The following is a 19,411-nucleotide window of genomic DNA, read 5'->3' as shown; positions in this document are numbered from 1 at the left end:
GTTTCCTTCAGAGCTTGCAAGCCCTGCCGCAAGCGCGCGAAAAGGGTGCAAGGACCCTCTACCTGACGAGGCTACCGCAGCGCAGCATTCGCCGCTCCTCTAAGTTCAGGCGCCGCCTCATTTTTTGGCGGGAAATCGCGCAAGCGCGCCGGGCGCGCGCGGGAACGCCGCGGCTACATTACAGAAATTTAAGCCAAAAGAAGGCCTTAAGCAGGGCTGGCGGGAGAATTGTGTCTTTTTAGTGCCGCAATTCAGGCTGTACTCATGCACCGGAAGCCGCCCGGGAAACCTCCCTGAAACCGGGCGGCAACGCGTTGTTGCTAACGTCAAGCCCTTCGTTCCTGCCGCCGCATGAGGACTCTGCATGAAGAAGCTCTGGATCACTGTCGCCTTCATTGCCGTGATCGGCGCCGGCGCCTGGACATGGCGCGCCGAGCTGCCCGCCGCAGCCAGCCGGCTGCAGGCGCAGCTGCCCTTTGAAATTCCCGGCCTGAAAGCCCTGCTTCCGCCGGCCGCGCCGCAGACGGCATCGGCTGAGGGAGACAGCGGCGGCGGCGGCGGCAAGCATCACCACGGCGACAAGGCTGCGGACAAGAGTGGGGACCAGAGCGGCGCCAAGGATCCGACGGCGCAGGCCGGCGCATCGGGTCAAGGCGATTCGGGCCAGGGCGGATCGGGCCAGGGCGGATCAGGCAAGGGCGGTGGCCGACGCGGCAGCACCGGGCCGGCGGCGGTCCTCACCGTTGCGGCGCAGACGGGCGTTCTGCCGCTCGATATTCCGGCGACGGGGCTGGCGACGGCCGACCAGACGACGACGCTCGCCGCGCGCGAGCAGGGCATCGTGACCGAGATTCTCGCCAGCGACGGCCAGACCGTGAAGGCCGGCGACCTCATCGCCAAGCTCGACGACCGGCTGGCGCGCGCCGCCGTGGCCAAGGACAATGCCGCGATCCTGCGCGACAGCGCCACGCTGGAAGAGACGGAGACGGCGCTGCGCCGCGCCCATGATCTCTTCAACGCCAAGGCCGGCACGCAGCAATCGCTGGACCAGGCCCAGGCGGCGCGCGACACGGCGGCCGCCACCGTGGAGGCCGACAAGGCCACACGCTCGGCCGATCAGGTGCTGCTCGAACATACCGAGATCCGCGCGCCCTTCGACGGCCGCCTCGGCGAGGTGCTGGTCAGCCCCGGCGCCTACCTCTCCTCCGGCGCCTCGATCGTCAAGATCGCCAAGTTCGATCCCATCTATGTCGGCTTTCATCTGGACGAGCGCGCGCTCAGGCAGCTGCGTCTCGCCCTGGCAAAGGAGCCGGTGGGCGTGACGACGGTTCCCGTCAGCCTCAAGGCGCCGGTGCGCAGCGGCACGATCTCCTTCTTCGACAATGCGGTCGATCCGGCTTCGGGCACCATCCTGGTCAAGGCCCGTTTCGACAATGCCGCCGGCGGGATCTGGCCGGGCCAGGCGGTCAATCTCGTGGTGCATCTGAAGAATGACGATCCCGAGGTGATCGTGCCGACCGTGGCCGTCGGCCCCGGGCCGGACGGATCGATCGCCTATGTCATCCGCGACGGCAAGGTCGTGGTCGCGCCCGTCACCGTCGGCCGCGTCAATGGCGATTTCACCTCGATCATCGCCGGCCTCGCGCCCGGCGATCATGTGGTCACCGAAGGTCAGGCCCAGCTCTATCAGGGCCAGCAGGTGAAGGAGAGCTTCAACGACAAGCAGCTCGACCTCGCCTCCGCCGAGCCCCTGCCCGCCACCCCGCGCAACGCCTCCGTGGAGCTTGCCCGATGATCCCGCGCTTCTGTATCGAGCGGCCGGTCGCCACCACGCTTTTGGCGATCGGCGTGCTGCTCGCCGGTCTCGCCGGCTATAATCTTCTGCCGGTCGCCGCCCTGCCCAAGGTGGACTTTCCGACCATCAGCGTCTCCGCCTCGCTGACGGGCGCAGCGCCCCAGACCATGGCGACCTCGGTCGCCACGCCCCTGATCAAGCAGTTCCAGACCATTCCCGGCGTCAGCGAGATCAGCGCCACCAACTCGCTCGGCAACACCAACATCGTCCTGCAGTTCGACCTGAACCGCAACATCGATGCGGCGGCGGCCGATGTGCAGGCGGCCATGTCCTTTGCCAACCGGCAATTGCCAGCCAACATGACCACGCCGCCGAGCTACCGCAAGACCAACCCGGCCGATGCGCCGGTCATGCTGCTGGCCGTGCGCAGCGATACCATGCCGCGCAGCAAACTGGACGATATCGCCGAAAACATCATCTCGCCCTCGCTCTCCACCCTGCCCGGCGTGGCCGAGGTCACCGTCTATGGCGCGCAGACCTATGCCGTCAGGATCGAGGTGGACCCGGACAAGCTGCTCACGCGGGGCTTGAGCATCGACACCGTCAACAAGGCGGTGCAGGCGGCCAACAGCCAGCTGCCGGTGGGAGCGCTCCAGACCGACCAGCAGAGCCTGACGATCAACGCCAACACCCAGCGCACCGATGCCGCCCAGTTCCGCTCGCTCGTCATCGCCACGCCCAACGGCGCGCCGGTGCACCTGAGCGATGTGGCGAATGTGGAAGACAGCGTCGCCAACGACAAGACCGGCAGCTGGTATGACGGCAACCGCGCCATCCTGCTCGCCATCCAGCGCCAGCCCGGCGCCAACACGGTCGAGGTGGTGGACGCCATCCGCGCCAAGCTTCCGGCGCTGCATGCGGTGATGCCGGCCTCGGTCGAGACCTTCGTGATGAACGACAGCTCGGTGCCGATCCGCGAGGCAATCTCCGACGTGAAGTTCACGCTGATCCTGACGATCGGCCTCGTGATCCTCGTCATCTATCTCTTCACCGGCCACTTGACCGCCACGATCATTCCCGGCCTTGCCGTGCCGCTGTCGCTGGTGGCCACCTTCGGGGCGATGTATGTGCTGGGCTACAGCATCGACAACATCTCCCTGCTCGGGCTGACGCTCGCCGTCGGCCTGGTGGTGGACGACGCCATCGTCATGCTGGAAAACATCCTGCGCCATGTGGAAGCCGGCATGCCGGTGCGCGAGGCGGCGCTTCTGGGCTCGGCCGAAGTCAGCTACACCATCATCTCCATGTCGATCTCGCTGATCGCCGTGTTCCTGCCGATCCTTTTGATGGGCGGGGTCATCGGCCGCGTCTTCAACGAATTCGGCATGGTGGTCTCCATCGCCATCATCGCCTCGGTGATCGTCTCGCTGACGGTGACGCCGATGCTCGGCGCGCGCATTTCCGGTGGGCACACGCGCCCGCCGCTCGTCATCCGCTGGTTCGATGCCGGCTTTGCCGCGACCACGCGCGGCTATGGCGCCTCGGTGGCCTGGTGCCTGCGCCATCGCGGCTTCGTCATGCTCACCTTCTTCGCCTCGCTCGGCCTCACCGTCTATCTCTTCATGGTGCTGCCCACGAGCTTCTTCCCGACGGAGGATATCGGCCGGCTGAACATTTCCACCCGCGCCCGGCAGGATATTTCCTACCCCGCCATGGTGGAGCTGCAGAACAAGGCGGCCGATCTCGTGCGGCAGAACCCGGCCGTCGCCCATGTCATGTCGATTGCCGGCGGCAGTGCCCGCTCGCCGCTCAACAACGGCACCATGTTCGTGGAGCTGAAGCCGAAGGAGGAGCGTCCGCCGCTCGACCAGACGGTGACCGAGCTGCGCAAGGCGATCGCCGGCGTGCCCGGGCTCCAGGGCTATGTCACGCCGCAGCAGAACATCCGCTTTGGCGGGCGCCAGACCGCCAGCCAGTATCAGCTCGTCATCCAGGCGCTGGACGCGGCCAAGACAAACCTGTGGGCCGACAAGATCCTGCAGGCCATGCGCCGCGACGGCCGCTTCACCGACCTCGTCTCCGACGCGCAGAACAAGGCGCTGCAGGCCGACATCGCCGTCGACAACGAGAAGATGGCCGCCTACGGCATTTCCTCCGACGCGCTGCGCACCACGCTGCGCCAGGCCTTCAGCACCTATGCGCCGACGCAGATCCAGTCGACCGGCAGCAGCTACAACGTCATCGTCGAATATGACACGGCCCGCGACTGGGACGAGAATTCGCTGTCGCGCATCCGCGTTCCCGCCGCCGGCGGCGCGCTGGTGCCCCTGTCCAACTTCGCCCATGTGACCCGCACCATCGGCCCCGTGACGATCAACCAGACCGGGCAGCTCGTGTCCACCACGGTCTCCTTCAACCTGCCCGATGGCGTCTCGCTGGGCGATGCCACGGCCGCCATCGACCGGATCAAGACCGAGATCGGCGTGCCGGCCGACGTCTTCACCTCCTATGGCGGTTCGGCGCAGATCTTCCAGCAGTCGCAGGGCTCCATGCCGATCCTCATCCTGGCGGCCGTCCTGACCATCTATGTCGTGCTGGGCGTGCTCTACGAAAGCTATGTCCACCCGCTGACGATCCTCTCCGGCCTGCCCTCGGCCGCGCTCGGCGCGCTGATCGCGCTGAAGGTCATGGGCTTCGACCTGTCGATCATCGCCATCATCGGCCTTCTGATGCTGATCGGCATCGTCAAGAAGAACGCGATCATGATGATCGACGTGGCGCTGGAAACCCTGCGCTCCGGCGTCGGCGCCACGCCAGGCGAGGCGATCCACGAGGCCTGCGTGCGCCGTTTCCGCCCGATCATGATGACGACCTTCTGCGCGCTGCTCGGCGCCCTGCCGATCGCGATGGGCTCGGGCGCCAGCTCCGAGCTGCGCCAGCCGCTGGGCGTCGCCATCGTCGGCGGCCTCCTGGTCTCCCAGGCGCTGACGCTGTTCATCACGCCTGTCATCTTCGTGGAGATGGACCGCCTGTCCCACCTGCCCGCCCGGCTCTTCCGCCGCAAGAAGGCCGCGCAGCACCACGACGCCCCGACGGCGCATGACGAGCCGCAGCCTCTGGCGGCGGAGTGAGGACGGAGCAAAGCTGAAAGCCTTGCCGGCCGCATCGGCGAGGGAAATCCTCCGCCCGGCTGCGGCCGGCGCGCCCCTGCGCGGACGCCGCTTCGCGCCGGGCTCCCTCGCGAAGGCTCTGCCGCATCGCGGCGAAAACCGGTTCGCACGTGTCGGTCGGATGCTCTACTCTGCCGGATCATCACACCGGCGAAAGGGGACCCGCATGCTGCCAGCACTCGACCATGAAACCTATCTGCGCCAGGCTTTCGCGGTGGCGAGGCGGGCGCGCGAGGGGGGAGACCATCCCTTCGGCGCGATCCTGGTCGGGCCTGACGGCGCCGTGCTGATGGAGCAGGGCAATGGCTATACGGCCGAGGGCCGCGACATGACCGCCCATGCCGAGCGTCTGATCGCCACGCGCGCCTCCAAGGCGCACCCGCCCGTCTTTCTCGCCGATTGCACGCTCTACAGCTCGGCCGAGCCCTGCGCCATGTGCGCCGGCGCGCTCTACTGGGCCGGCATCGGCCGCCTTGTCTATGGCCAGGCGGAGACCGGCCTGAAAGAGGAAACCGGCAACCACGCCGAAAACCCGACGCTGGACCTGCCCTGCCGCACCGTGCTGGCCGCCGGCCAGCGCAAGGTGGAGGTGATCGGCCCGATGCTGGAAGAGGAAGCCGCCGCGCTGCAAGAGGGCTTTTGGGAGAGGGCGGAAACGTAAGCACCTCTCGGCCCGCCCGCTCCGCCAACCACACACACTACTGCGACGGCCCTTCCTCCCGCCCAGGCCGGGAGGCGCGCGATTGTCGGCCATCGCACCGCATCTTTTCCGCCGGCCGCCGGTTTGGCGCGGCCGACAGGAGAGAATGCATGACCGAGGAACCCGCGCGCGCCGACCATCACAGGGGAAAACCCGCGCCAAGCCCCACGCAAAACCCGGAGCCTGCCTTGAGCCCGACGCTTGCCCGCAACATCGCGGCGCTGATCGACCGGCGGCGCGCGGTCGAGGCCGAGGCCTCGCTGCAGGAAAAGGCGGCCGCCGCCATCAGCCGCTTCGCCGGCAGCATGGTGTTCGTCTATATCCACCTGGTGCTGTTCGGCGGCTGGATCCTCCTCAATCTCGGCCTGATCCCCGCCATTCCCGCCTGGGACCCGACGCTGGTGGTGCTGGCGATGATCGCCTCTGTCGAGGCCATCTTCCTGTCCACCTTCGTGCTGATCAACCAGAACCGCATGGCGGCGCAGGACGATGCCCGCGCCGATCTCGACCTGCAGGTCAACCTGCTCAACGAGCACGAGACGACGCGGCTGATCGCCATGGTCGATGCCATCGCCCGCCACCTCGAGGTGGCGCCGTTGCCCGAGCCCGAGATTGAGGAGATGACCCGCGACGTGGCGCCCGATGCGGTGATGGACGCGATCGCGGCGCATCAGGATGGACGGTGAGGCGAGCGATTATTCCGCCGCCGCAAACCGTGCCGATGCCGCAAGCCGCGCCGGCACCGGCCCGCCATAGGCCCAGTCGAGAAGCTCCACCGTATGGACGACCGGCAGGGAAGTGGCCGCGCCGATCTGGGTGAGGCAGCCAATATTGCCGGCGCAGACGAGGTCGGCGCGGGTGGCCTCGATGTTGCTGACCTTGCGGGCCTGGAGCGCTGCGGAAATCTCCGGCTGAAGGATGTTGTAAGTGCCGGCCGAGCCGCAGCATAAATGCCCCTCGGCGGGCTCGCGCACAGAGAAACCCGCCGCCGCCAGCAGCCGCTTCGGCGCCAGCGTCACCTTCTGCCAGTGCTGCAGCGAGCAGGCAGCATGATAGGCGACCGTCAGCCCCCGCGCGGGTAGTGCCGGCAGGTCGCATTCCGCCAGATATTCGGTGATGTCGCGGGCAAGCGCCGAGACCCGCGCGGCCTTTTCGGCATAGGCCGGGTCGCGCTTGAGCATATGGCCGTAATCCTTCAGCGTCGTGCCGCAGCCCGAGGTGGTGACAAGAATGGCATCGAGCCCGCCGGCCGCGATCCGCGCCGTCCAGAGATCGACATTGCGCCGGGCAAAGCCGAGCGCCTCCTCCTCCCGCCCCATATGATGCACCAGCGCGCCGCAGCAGCCCTCGCCGGGAACATCGACGAGCGCGATCCCCAGCCGGCTCAGCAGCCGCCGGGCGGCGGCATCGATGCCGGGATCGAGCACCCGCTGGGCGCAGCCGCGCAGGATCGCCACCCGGCGGGCCGGCGGCGCAGCCTCTGCTCCGGCGGCGGAAAGGCTCGCCGGGGTCGAGTTTCCGTAAGGAATGGCTCTCTTTGAACCAGCCGCGGACGAGGCAAGCGGCTTCGCAGAGACATCCGAAGGCGCTGCTGCCGGTCGGCCCTTCGGCGCGAGCCTGAGCATGGCCGCCAGGGGCCTGAGCGGCGCGATCCGCTCGAACAGCGGCGCCAGCGGCCGGCCGATCCGGGCAAGCGAGAGCGCTAGGCGAAACCGGGCGGGATAGGGCAGGATGCGGGCGAGCAGCGCCCGGATCGCCCTGTCGGGCAGCGGCCGGGCATAGGTCTTTTCCACATGCATGCGGGCATGGTCGATCAGGTGCATGTAATCGACGCCGGAGGGACAGGTGGTGGTGCAGGCAAGGCAGGAGAGGCAGCGGTCGAGATGGGTCACCACCTCGGCGGTGGCCGGCCGGTCGTTTTCCAGCATGTCCTTGATCAGGTAGATTCGCCCGCGCGGGCTATCCAGCTCGTTGCCGAGCGTGACATAGGTGGGACAGGTGGCCGTGCAGAAGCCGCAATGGACGCAGCGCCGCAGGATCGCCTCGGATTCGGCCAGCGCCGGGTCGGCCCGCTGGGCGGGGGTGAAGAAGGTCTGCATGTCTAGCCCATCCTGCCGGGGTTGAAGAGGCCGTGCGGGTCTAGGCTGGCCTTGACCCGGGCGGCAAGCGCGGCGAGCGGGGCCGGCTGCGGCTCGAAGGCGGGGATGGCGGCGCGGGCGGCCGGGTTGGCCCGCAGAAGCGTGGCGTGGCCGCCGCCGGCCTTGGCGATCAGCCCGCGCAGCAGAGCGGCCTCCGGCTCCGCCTCCATCCTCAGCCAGACGAGCCCGCCTTGCCAGTCATAAAAGGCGTCCACGCCGGCTTCCATGCGCAGGGCGGCGACGAGGCCGGGCCCGGCCATGGGAGCGACGGAGACGCGCCAGAGCGGGCGCTGCGTGCCATCCTCGGCATAGGGGTGGATATCGCGGACCGCGCGCCAGAGGCTTTCACTCTGCTCGGGCCCGAGGCGCTGGAGCGGGGCGCGGGCGCCAAGCGCCCTCGTCAGCGTCTCGGCCCGGATCGCCACCGAGGCGGCATGGCCTTCCAGCCGCAGCAGCGTGGCCGCGCCCTCCGGCAGGGCGCCGGCGAGAAAGCGGCCGCGCACGCTTTCCGGCAGATGCGCCGCGCCGGAGACATCGGCCGGCAGGGCCATGGCCGCGGCCATCAGCTCTGCCGCCGCCTGATCCTCCAGGCCGGAAAACACCAGCGTTTCCACCCGCTCCGGCTGCGGCAATACGCGGAAGGTCACCTCCGTCATCAGGCCCAGCGTGCCATAGGAACCGGCCATCAGCTTGACGAGATCGAGGCCGGTGACATTCTTCATCACCCGCCCGCCGGCCGAGAGCGCCTCGCCCCGTCCATTGACGAAGCGGATGCCGAGCAGGCTGTCGCGCGCAGCACCGCCCGCGATGCGGCGCGGGCCCGAGACATTGGCGGCGAAGACCCCGCCGATCGTCGGCACGCCCTGCGTGCCCATGGCCGGCCGGTGGTCGGCGGGCTCGAAGGCGAGCCTCTGCCCCTGCCCGGCCAGCGCCGCCTCCACCTCCTCCAGCGGCGTGCCGGCCAGCGCCGTCATCACCATTTCGCCCGGCGTGTAGCGCAGGATGCCGGAGAGCGCCGATGTGCTGAGCCCGGCTTCAGCCGCCACGGCATGGCCGAAGCCCGCCCGCGTGCCGCCGCCCTGAAGCGCCAGCGGCGTGGCCCCGGCCAGCGCGCCGCGCACGATCTCCACCACCTCGGCCTCGCTGCGGGGCGCGTGCAGGATCATTGCGGGCGAGATCATGCTGGGCGAGCTCATACTGGGCAGCGTCATGCCGGCCGTCCTTCCAGCGGAAAGACCTTGGAGGGGTTCAAAAGCCAGAGCGGATCGAAGGCGGCGCGCACGGCCATCTGCTGGGCAAGCTCCGCCTCGCTGTATTGGAAGCGCATGAGATCGCGCTTTTCCAGGCCTACCCCATGCTCGCCGGTGAGACAGCCGCCGGCCTCCACGCAGAGTTTCAGGATCTCGTTGCCCGCGGCTTCGGCCTTTGCGGCCTCGGCCGGATCATTGGCGTTGAACAGGATCAGCGGGTGCATATTGCCATCGCCGGCGTGGAAGACATTGGCCACCTCCAGCCCGAAGCCGGCGCAGATCTCCCCGGTGCGCTTGAGCACATAAGGCAGCTGGCTGAGCGGCACGGTGCCGTCCATGCAGATATAGTCGGCGATGCGGCCGGTGGCGCCGAAGGCGGATTTGCGCCCCTTCCAGATCAGCGCCGCTTCCGTGGCCGACTGGCTCTCGCGCACGGTGCGCACGCCGTGGCGCCGGGCGATGGTGACGATCTCGGCCAGCATCGCCGCCATTTCCGCCTCCGCCCCCTCCACCTCGACGATCAGAAGGGCGGCGACATCGAGCGGATAGCCGGCCTTGGCAAAGGCTTCGCAGATGGCGATCGCCGGCCGGTCCATGAATTCGATGGCGACGGGAATGATGCCGGCGGCGATGATATCGGCCACGCAGGCGCCCGCCTCTTCCGAGCTGTCGAAGCCGAACAGCACGGGGCGCGCGCCCTCGGGCCGGGCGATCAGCCGCACCACGGCCTCCGTCACCACGCCGAGCTGCCCCTCCGCGCCGCAGACCAGGCCGAGCAGATCATAGCCCCCGGCATCCAGATGTTTGCCGCCCAGCGTCACCACCGTGCCGTCGATCAGCACCAGGGTGACGCCGAGCAGATTGTTGGTCGTCACCCCATATTTCAGACAGTGCGCGCCGCCGGAATTCATGGCGATATTGCCGCCGATGGTGCAGGCGAGCTGGGAGCTGGGATCCGGCGCATAGAAGAAGCCCTGCGCCGCCACCTTCTCGGAAATCGAGAGATTGGTAACGCCGGCCTCCACGCGCGCGGTGCGGTTTTCCAGGTCGATCTCCAGAATCCGGTTCATCCGCGACAGGCCCAGCACCACCGCATCCGCCTGCGGGATCGCCCCGCCCGAAAGCGAGGTGCCCGCCCCGCGCGCCACCACGGGCACGCGGGCACTATGGCAATAGGCAAGCACGGCCGAAACCTCCGCCGTGGTCTGCGGCAGCACCACGGCCAGCGGCGGCTGACGATAGGCGACAAAGGCATCCGTCTCGAACGGCTTCAACGCCAGCGGCGCTCGCACCACCCCGCCCGCCGACACCAGCTCGGTAAGCGCCGCCATGATCTCGTCGCGCCGCGCCAGCACATCGGGGCGCGGGGGGAGAAAGGCGATCGGAGCGCAGCCGGGCCCCTCGGCCGCGTGGCTTGTCGCATTGGACATTCGGTCTCTCCTCCCGAAATTTTCGGCCCGGCGCGCGTCCTCCGGCGCGCTGGGTGGGAGACTAGCGGGGAATGGGGTGGGGTTGAAGGGGGATTAAATTTAGATAATACTGCTTGGCGTCAGATCGAGAAAATTGCAAACAGATGCCTTGTTAAGGCTATTCCACAATTACAACTATGCACTTTTTACTTCATTTCTTATATATTTTAAATAATTATCATTTATAAAATCATAAAGTGTTTTCGGACATCTAGCTCGGGATGAAGCGTAAACAATTATATTTTTATGACCGACACTTACACTCATCTTCGGGACAGAGCTCATATTAACGCATATTCTTGGCGCTTCCTTATGCACTGAATGGAGAAATTCACCAAGAAACCACAGGATATATTTACCTCTAATGAAATTATGACAATCTGAACGGGAAATGAATTTATCCCTAAAGGTATCATAATCCTCGGCACCCAGCACAGGAGCACCGACATCGGTTGCGGTGAGCGCAAGCATCTCTTGCGTATTAAACTTAACGGAAATCTTACCAGAATTAAAATCAAATATATTGCTTAATTTAATATTATCCAATGGCGCATTCATATTTTGTTCGCGCCAATACAATATTTGCGACATCAATGGAATCATGGAATCTTGAAAAAAATCCAAAGATCTATTGAATAGGGCCTCAATCTCAACCTGCTCGCCAGCGGACGCAATTTCTAAATTGAAAATTTCAATAAGCATCCTCTCGCACATATTATATGTTACGACACTGTTCTCTATACTATATCCGTCTGTAATATAAATATTAACATCTGAAATCTGGTTAGGTTCATGTAAATAATCAGTTAGATCGCGATCCATGAAAAAACATATGCGTTCCTTTTGAAAAGAACTCCAGTCAAAAGAATTGTAAGCATCTATAACTTTACTTCTTTTTCCACAACGAATGAAATCTACCGACCAATCATCAGGTATAATTGGCTCTATGATACTTCTGTAGAAAGAGGGGTCCTCTTTTCCTTCCGTAAATCCGTAAACCTTTTTTGAGTATTTATTGTATTTTAGAAGGAATAGATGCTGAGCCTCATTAACTGTCCTAAGAGATGCATCATGTATGTCAAGCATGCTCATCAAATATTACCCCAATCCGGCCCGCTTATAAATTCCCCAAGAGCGTGTGTACTTTTCCTAAGTGCATTATCATAAATAAAGGGCGAATGAGTAACTGCAATAAGACCGGAACAAAACTCACCATCTCGTATATCTTGAAGAAATCTACGCTGCCACGGTACTGACAACGAGAGCTCCGGCTCATCAATTAGTACGAAAAATCTCTCGCGGCCAGCCAAGTAAAGATGACTGAAAAGCGAAACGATTTGTTTTTCACCAGACGAAAGATCTGACAGCGCGACGTCACCATGGTTCTTTTTTCCCCTCCCCGCCTCGAGGATCTGCCCACCAACCCAATCTATACGAAATGAAAAAGTCTGGGCATCATAGACAAATTTTTTGTCTCGAATATATGTCGAGCAAAGCTCACAAAACGCAGTTATACTCCTTTCCTTCTCCTGGAGCTCGCTTTGAAAGCGAAGTAATTTTGAAAAATAGTGGAATATTATCTGTTCATGCTCAGTAGGTGCACTAGCATTTAATTTGGCTTTTGTGATAATTTCTCTTAGATGCCGCTTCTGTCCTTCATTTAGAATTGTAGTCCCTACTCTATCAAGTACAGCGGAAACGGTCTCAGGCGAAGCAGTTGCAATTTCAGGCATTTGGGTAGTGCGGTAATCTTGGTTTACTACTTCACCTAAATAGCCCAACGTTAGTGTGTTAAGGCCTGCATTTGCAAAAGCACTGATTCGCTGCAGCGCGGTGTCGATTGCGCGCTTTACATCGGCCATACCAAATTCTACTAGCTCAATATACGCGTCATCGGTGTCAGACTGACCGGCCGAGCGATTTCTCCTAAGATCGTCTGGATCAATGCCAGAATAAATACTGGTCAGCTCCCTCTCGATACGCCGATATGTGGGCAAATAAAGTATTTGCGCATTCATTGTCTTAACAATATCAACCTGCAAGTCAGCAAGATTTTCGCTTGTCTGACTTTCAAACATTGTCATTTGCTCTCTATATGACCTTGGAAAAATGCGCTCCGCCAACACAAGCAACTCATCATACTTCCCCTCCGCCTGTAACGACCTCCACCTGTTCCGCATACTAGGCGGCACACGCGCGATATCGCTACTCGCAAGGAAAGGAACACTGATATCCTCGAGCTTTACAGAAACTTCCTTTGTACCAAAATACGCTTTTATTTCCTCAAATCTAAATTTTGATAATTCAATAAATCTTCCAGATAAGAAATAAAACATAATTCTAAGTATTGTTGTCTTTCCGGTGCCATTCTCTCCAACCAATATTAATGTATTATTCTCTATTATTAAATCGACGTTCAATCTTTCATTTAGATTTATAATCCTAAATCCTGTGAGAAGGAGATTTTCTTGCATTATCGCTGCATTCCTATTTGTAATGGTCGATAAGATCATGATCACATTTGCTAAAAAACGGGCTCTCTTACCTAGTGACTTATATAAAAAGCCATATGTTTTCGGAAAGCAAGGAAAAGAAAAACTTTTTGCCACGTATCAAAAAAGCCAATCTCCGTCATGCCGCATGTTCGACGTTTAATTTAGAGCGATAGAGGTTTAGTGATGCGTTCTACTGGCGCTATATAAGGATATCTTCATTATTTTAATTTTATATAGGATTAAGTTCCTAAACTTTGCTGAAATACGAACCTTTTGGCTATAATAATAGCTATTGACTAACTTGGCTCACCCCTCCGCCAACACCAGCTCAAACCGCGCACCCTCCCCCGCCCCACTTGCCAACAGCAGCTCCCCGCCCAGCTGCTGCGCCAGCTGGCGGGCCACGGTGAGGCCGAGGCTTTTGGCCTGGGTGAGGTCGAAGCCTTCGGGCACGCCGTGGCCGTCATCGGCCACGCGGATGGCCAGGCCCTCGGGGGTCTCGGTGAGCGTGATGGTGATGCGGCCTTCCTCGCGGCCTTCGAAGGCGTGTTCCAGCGCATTGGCCACCAGCTCGGCGATGATCAGGCCCAGCGGCACGGCGCGCTCGGCGCCGAGGAAGAGCGGCGGCGCCTCCACGCGCACGCTGATGCGCTGGCGCGTGCCCGAGGCCTCGACGATATCCTGGCAGAGCTCCTGCAGCGAGGTGCCGAAGGCGAGCTCCTGGCCTTCCGGATCATGCAGCTGGCGCTGGATCTTGCTGATCAGCGAGAGGCGCATGGCCGCATCCGACAGCGCCCGCTTGGCCGCCTCGTCCTTCAGCGCGCGCTGCTGCAGGCGCAAAAGCGCGGAGATGACGCTGAGATTGTTGGAAATGCGGTGCTGCATCTCGCGAAACAGGAGATCGCGCGCCGTGGCCAGCTCGCGGCTGCGCTGGCGCTCGCGGTCCAGATGCTCCATCCATTTGATGAGATAATGGATGATGGCGATATCGATGCTGGCCACCGCGATGAAGAAGCCGAGCGCCAGCGCCACCGCGCCGTTCAGCCCGAAGGAATTGAGCGGCGAGATGAAGAAATACCAGGAGGCGAGCGTGGAGGCCGTCGCCACGAAAATGCCCGGCAGCGTGCCGCAGAGAAAGGCCGAGAGGATGACGGCGGGAAAGAAGGTGAGGAAGGGAAAGCCGGGCGGAAGCTGGTGCTGCAGGACATAGCGCACGGCAAAGGCCATGACGAAGGCAAGCACCGCCACCGGCCAGCGCAGGCGCGACTGGCGGATCGGCGAAAGCTTCTCCAGAAAATTCACCACCGGCTCGTCAGGCGATACCATCGACTCTTCTTTCCCAACGCAAGACAGCACCCATCCCCCAAGACCCGAAGCAGCCCGGGCCACACCCTCCGGCCCGGCCCGCCGCTCCGGCCGGAAGCCCCGAACCAGACTTGCCCCAGCCAGACCCCCATCCAGACCGGCCTTGAGACGGCCGCGCCCGAGGGCCGAGATCCCTGACCGCCTTGACCGAGGCCGGCGGACCCTGCCCGCCCCCACCCAGACCCCTTCAGGCCCGCGCCGCAGCAAGGCGAAGACCGACGCGCCGCGAACGGCGCAAAGCACCTCTTATCATGCCTTCCTTAAACGCGCGCGTCACCCCCGCCTAGTCATCAGGTCTCGGCATTGCCGGATGGCGGCGCGGGGCTATGTAGCTGGGCGGGCTTCAAGGGCTGCACGTCTGGCGGGCGGATGTCCGGGCCGGATTGTTGGGCTGGATGTCGCGGCCGGGCGAAGGCGCTTGCCGCCGGCGCAGCGCAGCCCTCGCCGCCTTTTCCGCAGCGCCGCGCCGATCCATTTGCTTCGCCTTACGTAAAAGCTTTCCGCGAAAGCCGCGCCGCTTGCCTTTCCCTTACGAGCCCGGCACAAGCGCGGGCACGGCATGGACCAGGCATGGACGCGGCGAAGGAACGGGCATGAATTCTCTGACATGGGCGATTGCGGGGCTGGCAACGGCGGGGGTGATCGCGCGGCCGATGCGCTGGCCGGAGTGGATCTGGGCCGTCTCGGGCGCCGCACTCCTGATCGCGCTGGGGCTCATTCCCTGGCAGGCGGCCGCCCATGCGGTGGGCGAGGGCTGGGATGTCTATCTCTTCCTGATCGGCATGATGCTGCTCAGCGAAACCGCGCGGGCCGAAGGCCTGTTCGACTGGCTGGCGGCCACGGCAGTCAACCATGCGCGCGGCTCCACCTTCCGCCTGTTCACGCTGGTCTATCTCACCGGCACCGTCGTCACCGTCTTCCTCTCCAACGATGCCACCGCCGTGGTGCTCACCCCGGCCGTTTTCGCCGCCGCGCGGGCGGCGCGGGCCGAGCCGCTGCCGCTGCTGTTTGCCTGCGCGCTGATCGCCAATGCCGCCAGCTTTGTGCTGCCGATTTCCAATCCGGCCAATCTCGTGCTCTATGGCGGCAAGATGCCGGAGCTTTCCGCCTGGTTCGCCTCCTTCGCGCTTCCCTCGCTGGCTTCCATCCTCGTCACCTTCCTGGCGCTGTGGTTCATGGAGCGCAAGCGGCTGTCCGGCGCCTGTGCTAAGGCCGTGGCGCGCAAGCCGCTGGGGCGCGGCGGCGTCGCCGCCTTTGCCGCCATCGCCATCACCGCGCTTCTGCTGATCCTGGTGTCCGCCTTCGACCAGCCTCTCGGGCCGCCGACAGCGGTCGCCGGCATCGTCTCGCTGCTTGCCGTCTCCGCGCTTGCCCGCCGCTCGCCGCTGCCGCTGGTAAAGGAAGTCTCCTGGGGCGTGCTGCTCCTGGTCGCCGGCCTGTTCGTTCTGGTGGAAGCGCTGAATCAGACCGGCGTCATCGCTTACGTCGCCGGCCTGCTGTCCCGGCCGGGGGTGGATCCGGTCACGCTCGGCGCGGTTTCCGGCACGGTGCTCGCCTTCGGCTCGAACCTCATCAACAACCTGCCCGCCGGCCTCATCACCAGCCTCGCCGTGGAACAGGCCGCCCCGCCGCGCCTCGTCATCGACAGCCTGCTGATCGCGGTCGATCTCGGGCCGAACCTCTCGGTAACAGGCTCGCTCGCCACCATCCTCTGGCTCCAGGCCATCCGCCGCGAAGGCGAGGATGTCGGCTTCTGGCGCTTCCTCAAGGTCGGCGCGGTGGCGATGCCGACGGCGCTGGCCGCAGCGCTGGGGGCGCGGCTGTTGATTGGGTGAAGCAGGTGTCCGTGGACGCGCGCGTGCAGGAGGAACACCCTGCGGTGTCCTGCTGCAACGCGGCCACGACAGCGCCGAACAAGGCGGCGGCGTGCACGCAGACAGATGCGTGATGGACTTCTGGTTTCAATCCACGCCCTCGTGAGGGGGCGGCGGCCTCGGAAACGTTCTGTACTGGCCAGCCTGGATGTTTCAATCCACGCCCCCCCGTAAGGAGGCGACTTCGCCTTCCGGCCCGTGCGAGATCCGGATCAGCGTTTCAACCGAGCCCCCGTAAGGAGGCGACAGGTGGTCCCGTCAGGCCCGTTGCCGAGCACCTCGTTTCAATCCACGCCCCGTAAGGAGGCGACGGCTGCTTGAAGCCCCAGCAGAACTGCCAAAAGCCGTTTCAACCCACGCCCCCGTAAGGAGGCGACATCTGACGCTCGAATATACCTACACGGTCGACGAGGTGTTTCAATTCACGCCCCCATAAGGAGGCGACCCTGCCCCGCGCTGACGCTGCTCGACGTGGTCAAGTTTCAATCCACGCCCCCATAAGGAGGCGACGGAAGCCCTGCTCACGGACGATCAGCCGGCGCGCGTTTCAATCCACGCCCCCGTAAGGAGGCGACAGCGGGAACCTCCGCCCTGCCCAACCGGCGACAGGTTTCAATCCACGCCCCCGTAAGGAGGCGACCACCGGTGCACTGCGCGCCCAGGCAGCGCCGCTGATGTTTCAATCCACGCCCCCGCAAGGAGGCGACCGGTCTGGCGGCGTCACGTTGAACGACCAGACGAGGTTTCAATCCACGCCCCCGCAAGGAGGCGACTGCGCTATCGCGGCGACTGGTTTTTCGGTGGCCAGTTTCAATCCACGCCCCCGCAAGGAGGCGACACCATAGACCGCAGCAAGCTCCGCGAGATCAACCTGTTTCAATCCACGCCCCCGCAAGGAGGCGACCCGGCCAAAACCATCACCTGGACCGGGCGCATGGTTTCAATCCACGCCCCCGCAAGGAGGCGACGAAGAACGAAGAGGGCAGCACGAGCACCTATCAGTTTCAATCCACGCCCCCGCAAGGAGGCGACCTTGCCTTCGATACCCTCGAGGCCGAGGTGCAGGTTTCAATCCACGCCCCCGCAAGGAGGCGACGGCCCGGCGGCGTGGCGTTGAAAGACCAGACGAGGTTTCAATCCACGCCCCCGCAAGGAGGCGACCACGCCGCATGCCGCCCCTCCTCCCCGCGCTTGACGTTTCAATCCACGCCCCCGCAAGGAGGCGACACGCGGGTTTCCCGGAACTTGCCGACCGTGAGCAGTTTCAATCCACGCCCCCGCAAGGAGGCGACCAGCGCGAGTTCCATGCTGCCGGCGTAGGACACAGAGTTTCAATCCACGCCCCCGCAAGGAGGCGACGCCGGGTGGTGTCGATCCATTGACGCCCAACGGGCCGTTTCAATCCACGCCCCCGCAAGGAGGCGACTCTCGGCATCGGTGTAATCCGTCGCCGGGTTGGTGTTTCAATCCACGCCCCCGCAAGGAGGCGACCGTCCCAACGATAACCCGCGAAAATCGTTGTGACAAATCCCCGCTGTGCGCGAAAGCATCCGCTTTGCCGCAGACCGACCGGTCCGAGGCTGCCCATTCTTGTTCTCCCGCGTGCAAATTCAGCGAGATAGGCGCAGTGCGAACCTCCCGGCATAGTGTGGCACGCTTGGGGTTCGCACCGGTCGGCGTGAAACGGGAAGCGGCATGGGCTGCCATGTCAGGGCGGACCGGGACAGTTGATTAAATCAAAAAAGGTGATACGAATAGCGGCCCGCCGAAGCCGTCCGGTGGATGGGATCGGCCCGGATCGGCTCCATGCCTTGTTTTCCTCCCATGTCCGCCGCCGAAGCGTCACGCCTTGGGCCGGCCATGCTCACCGCATCAGGTCTTCATGAGCCGCCATTTCCTTCTCGTCGATCCCCTGGAAAATCCGCTTCTGCTCAAGGCGCTGGCCGCGCCCGTGCGCATCGGCATTCTCAAGCTTCTGCAGGTCAGGGGCGCGCTGAATGTCAACGAGCTGGCGGAGCTTCTGGCGCAGCCGCAGTCCAGCGTGTCGATCCATGTGCAGATGCTGCAGGAAGCGGGGCTGATCGCCACCGAAACGGTGAAGGCGCGCAAGGGCAGCCAGAAGATCTGTCGCAGCCTTTATGACGAGATCCTGATCCGCTTCGAGGAGACTATCGAAAAAGCGGATCCGGATGCGATCGAGGTGGCCATGCCGCTCGGGCTCTATACCGGCTTCGAGGTCTCGGCGCCGTGCGGCCTGTGCTCGAGCGACGGCATCATCGGCCTGCTGGACGTGCCCTCCACCTTTCTCGATCCCGACCGGATGAAGGCCGGGCTGATCTGGTTCACGCGCGGCTATGTGGAATATCAGTTTCCCAACAATGCCCGGCTCGCCAATCTCGCGGTGCGCGAGGTCGAGTTCGTGCTGGAGCTCTCCTCCGAAGTGCCCGGCACCAGTGCCGACTGGCCTTCCGACATCACGCTGACGGTGAACGGAACTGATGTCGTCACCTGGACATCTCCGGGCGATTTCGGTGATAAAAGAGGGGCTTACACCCCGGACTGGTGGAAGCTCAAGGGCTCGCAATATGGCAAGCTCAAGAGCTTCCGCATCCGCGAGGACGGCACCTATGTCGATGGGCTCAGACTGTCCGACGTCACGCTCGCCGATCTGGATCTGACCTCGCACCACTCCATCCGCCTGCGCATCGGCGTCATGGACGATGCCCGCCATCCCGGCGGCATCAACATCTTCGGCCGCGGCTTCGGCAATTACGATCAGGACATCCTGATGCGGCTCAAGGTGCGCTGACACGCCTCCCAGCCAGCTGCCGACAGCCGGTGCCTTCGCGCGCCCGGCGACGATATGGCGCGCCGCACAATCATTTCCCGCTTGACCTGACGCCCGCTCTCGGATTTATTCATCTTAAATCATGATATGAATCATGAAATCTGATATAAATGCGGAGCAGCGGCGCGGAGAGAGGTCCCGCCGGTTCTCCGCCAGGATTTGAGCACGGCCGCATGACGCTTTTGCGTCAGGCCGGCTCGGGAAGCCCGTTTTCGGCGCGCGAGAGGAGCCGCCGGAGCACGGTGATCGTGACTGGACATGGGAAGAGGGAAAGGCGCGGCGCAAGGCCCGCCTTTTCGAGGGAGGA

Annotated in this window: 12 protein-coding genes and 1 CRISPR repeat array; of the genes, 6 read left to right on the top strand and 6 right to left on the bottom strand. The window is 63.4% G+C overall.

What is annotated here, in order from left to right:
* Positions 1-364 precede the first annotated feature (364 nt).
* From BJF92_RS03170 to BJF92_RS03155, 4 genes are all read left to right on the top strand, one after another.
* On the top strand, positions 365-1,795 hold the full coding sequence (locus BJF92_RS03170) for an efflux RND transporter periplasmic adaptor subunit (RefSeq protein ID WP_075633333.1): 1,431 nt from the start codon (positions 365-367) through the stop codon (positions 1,793-1,795).
* Entirely contained in the window at positions 1,792-4,926 is a 3,135-nt protein-coding gene (locus tag BJF92_RS03165; protein ID WP_075633332.1) for an efflux RND transporter permease subunit, read from the top strand. The genes BJF92_RS03170 and BJF92_RS03165 overlap by 4 nt, the downstream gene beginning before the upstream one ends.
* A gap of 205 nt (positions 4,927-5,131) precedes the next feature.
* Positions 5,132-5,626 (top strand): nucleoside deaminase, encoded by a 495-nt coding sequence (locus tag BJF92_RS03160; RefSeq protein WP_075633331.1) that lies wholly within the window; start codon positions 5,132-5,134, stop codon positions 5,624-5,626.
* Between the two features lie 149 nt (positions 5,627-5,775).
* Positions 5,776-6,351 carry a DUF1003 domain-containing protein gene (locus BJF92_RS03155; protein ID WP_075633330.1) on the top strand — a complete coding sequence of 192 codons (576 nt, stop codon included), beginning with the start codon at positions 5,776-5,778 and terminating at the stop codon, positions 6,349-6,351.
* A gap of 9 nt (positions 6,352-6,360) precedes the next feature.
* On the opposite strand, the gene BJF92_RS03150 is transcribed toward BJF92_RS03155, so the two are convergent.
* The 6 genes from BJF92_RS03150 to BJF92_RS03125 form a co-directional block, all read right to left on the bottom strand.
* Entirely contained in the window at positions 6,361-7,764 is a 1,404-nt protein-coding gene (locus BJF92_RS03150; protein WP_075633329.1) for a heterodisulfide reductase-related iron-sulfur binding cluster, read from the bottom strand.
* A gap of 2 nt (positions 7,765-7,766) precedes the next feature.
* On the bottom strand, positions 7,767-8,969 hold the full coding sequence (gene glcE / locus BJF92_RS03145; RefSeq protein ID WP_075633454.1) for a glycolate oxidase subunit GlcE: 1,203 nt from the start codon (positions 8,967-8,969) through the stop codon (positions 7,767-7,769).
* A 41-nt stretch (positions 8,970-9,010) separates the two neighbouring features.
* Positions 9,011-10,483: an FAD-linked oxidase C-terminal domain-containing protein gene (locus BJF92_RS03140; protein ID WP_075633328.1), complete on the bottom strand. Its 1,473-nt coding sequence runs from the start codon at positions 10,481-10,483 to the stop codon at positions 9,011-9,013.
* A gap of 174 nt (positions 10,484-10,657) precedes the next feature.
* The gene (locus BJF92_RS03135; protein ID WP_075633327.1) at positions 10,658-11,614 is read right to left on the bottom strand and encodes a DUF4435 domain-containing protein; all 957 of its coding nucleotides are present in this window, start codon (positions 11,612-11,614) and stop codon (positions 10,658-10,660) included.
* Positions 11,614-12,996, bottom strand: coding sequence for an AAA family ATPase (locus BJF92_RS03130; RefSeq protein ID WP_075633326.1), 1,383 nt, complete (start codon positions 12,994-12,996; stop codon positions 11,614-11,616). Before BJF92_RS03130 ends, BJF92_RS03135 begins: the two co-directional genes overlap by 1 nt.
* Positions 12,997-13,323: 327 nt before the next feature.
* Complete coding sequence (locus BJF92_RS03125; RefSeq protein ID WP_075633325.1) at positions 13,324-14,343, bottom strand: sensor histidine kinase; 1,020 nt, start codon at positions 14,341-14,343, stop codon at positions 13,324-13,326.
* A 632-nt stretch (positions 14,344-14,975) separates the two neighbouring features.
* Between BJF92_RS03125 and BJF92_RS03120 the strand changes: the two genes are divergently transcribed.
* Both BJF92_RS03120 and BJF92_RS03115 read left to right on the top strand, forming a co-directional pair.
* Complete coding sequence (locus BJF92_RS03120; protein WP_075633324.1) at positions 14,976-16,217, top strand: arsenic transporter; 1,242 nt, start codon at positions 14,976-14,978, stop codon at positions 16,215-16,217.
* Positions 16,218-16,602: 385 nt separating this feature from the next.
* Positions 16,603-17,747: a CRISPR direct-repeat array (repeat unit 31 nt; unit sequence GTTTCAATCCACGCCCCCGCAAGGAGGCGAC).
* A gap of 391 nt (positions 17,748-18,138) precedes the next feature.
* Positions 18,139-19,065 (top strand): ArsR/SmtB family transcription factor, encoded by a 927-nt coding sequence (locus tag BJF92_RS03115; RefSeq protein ID WP_075633323.1) that lies wholly within the window; start codon positions 18,139-18,141, stop codon positions 19,063-19,065.
* Positions 19,066-19,411 lie beyond the last annotated feature (346 nt).

The sequence above is a fragment of the Xaviernesmea rhizosphaerae genome, from assembly GCF_001938945.1.
GTDB lineage: Bacteria > Pseudomonadota > Alphaproteobacteria > Rhizobiales > Rhizobiaceae > Xaviernesmea > Xaviernesmea rhizosphaerae.
The sequence above is the reverse complement of the archived record's forward strand: the minus strand, read 5'-3'. Positions and strand labels throughout refer to the sequence as shown.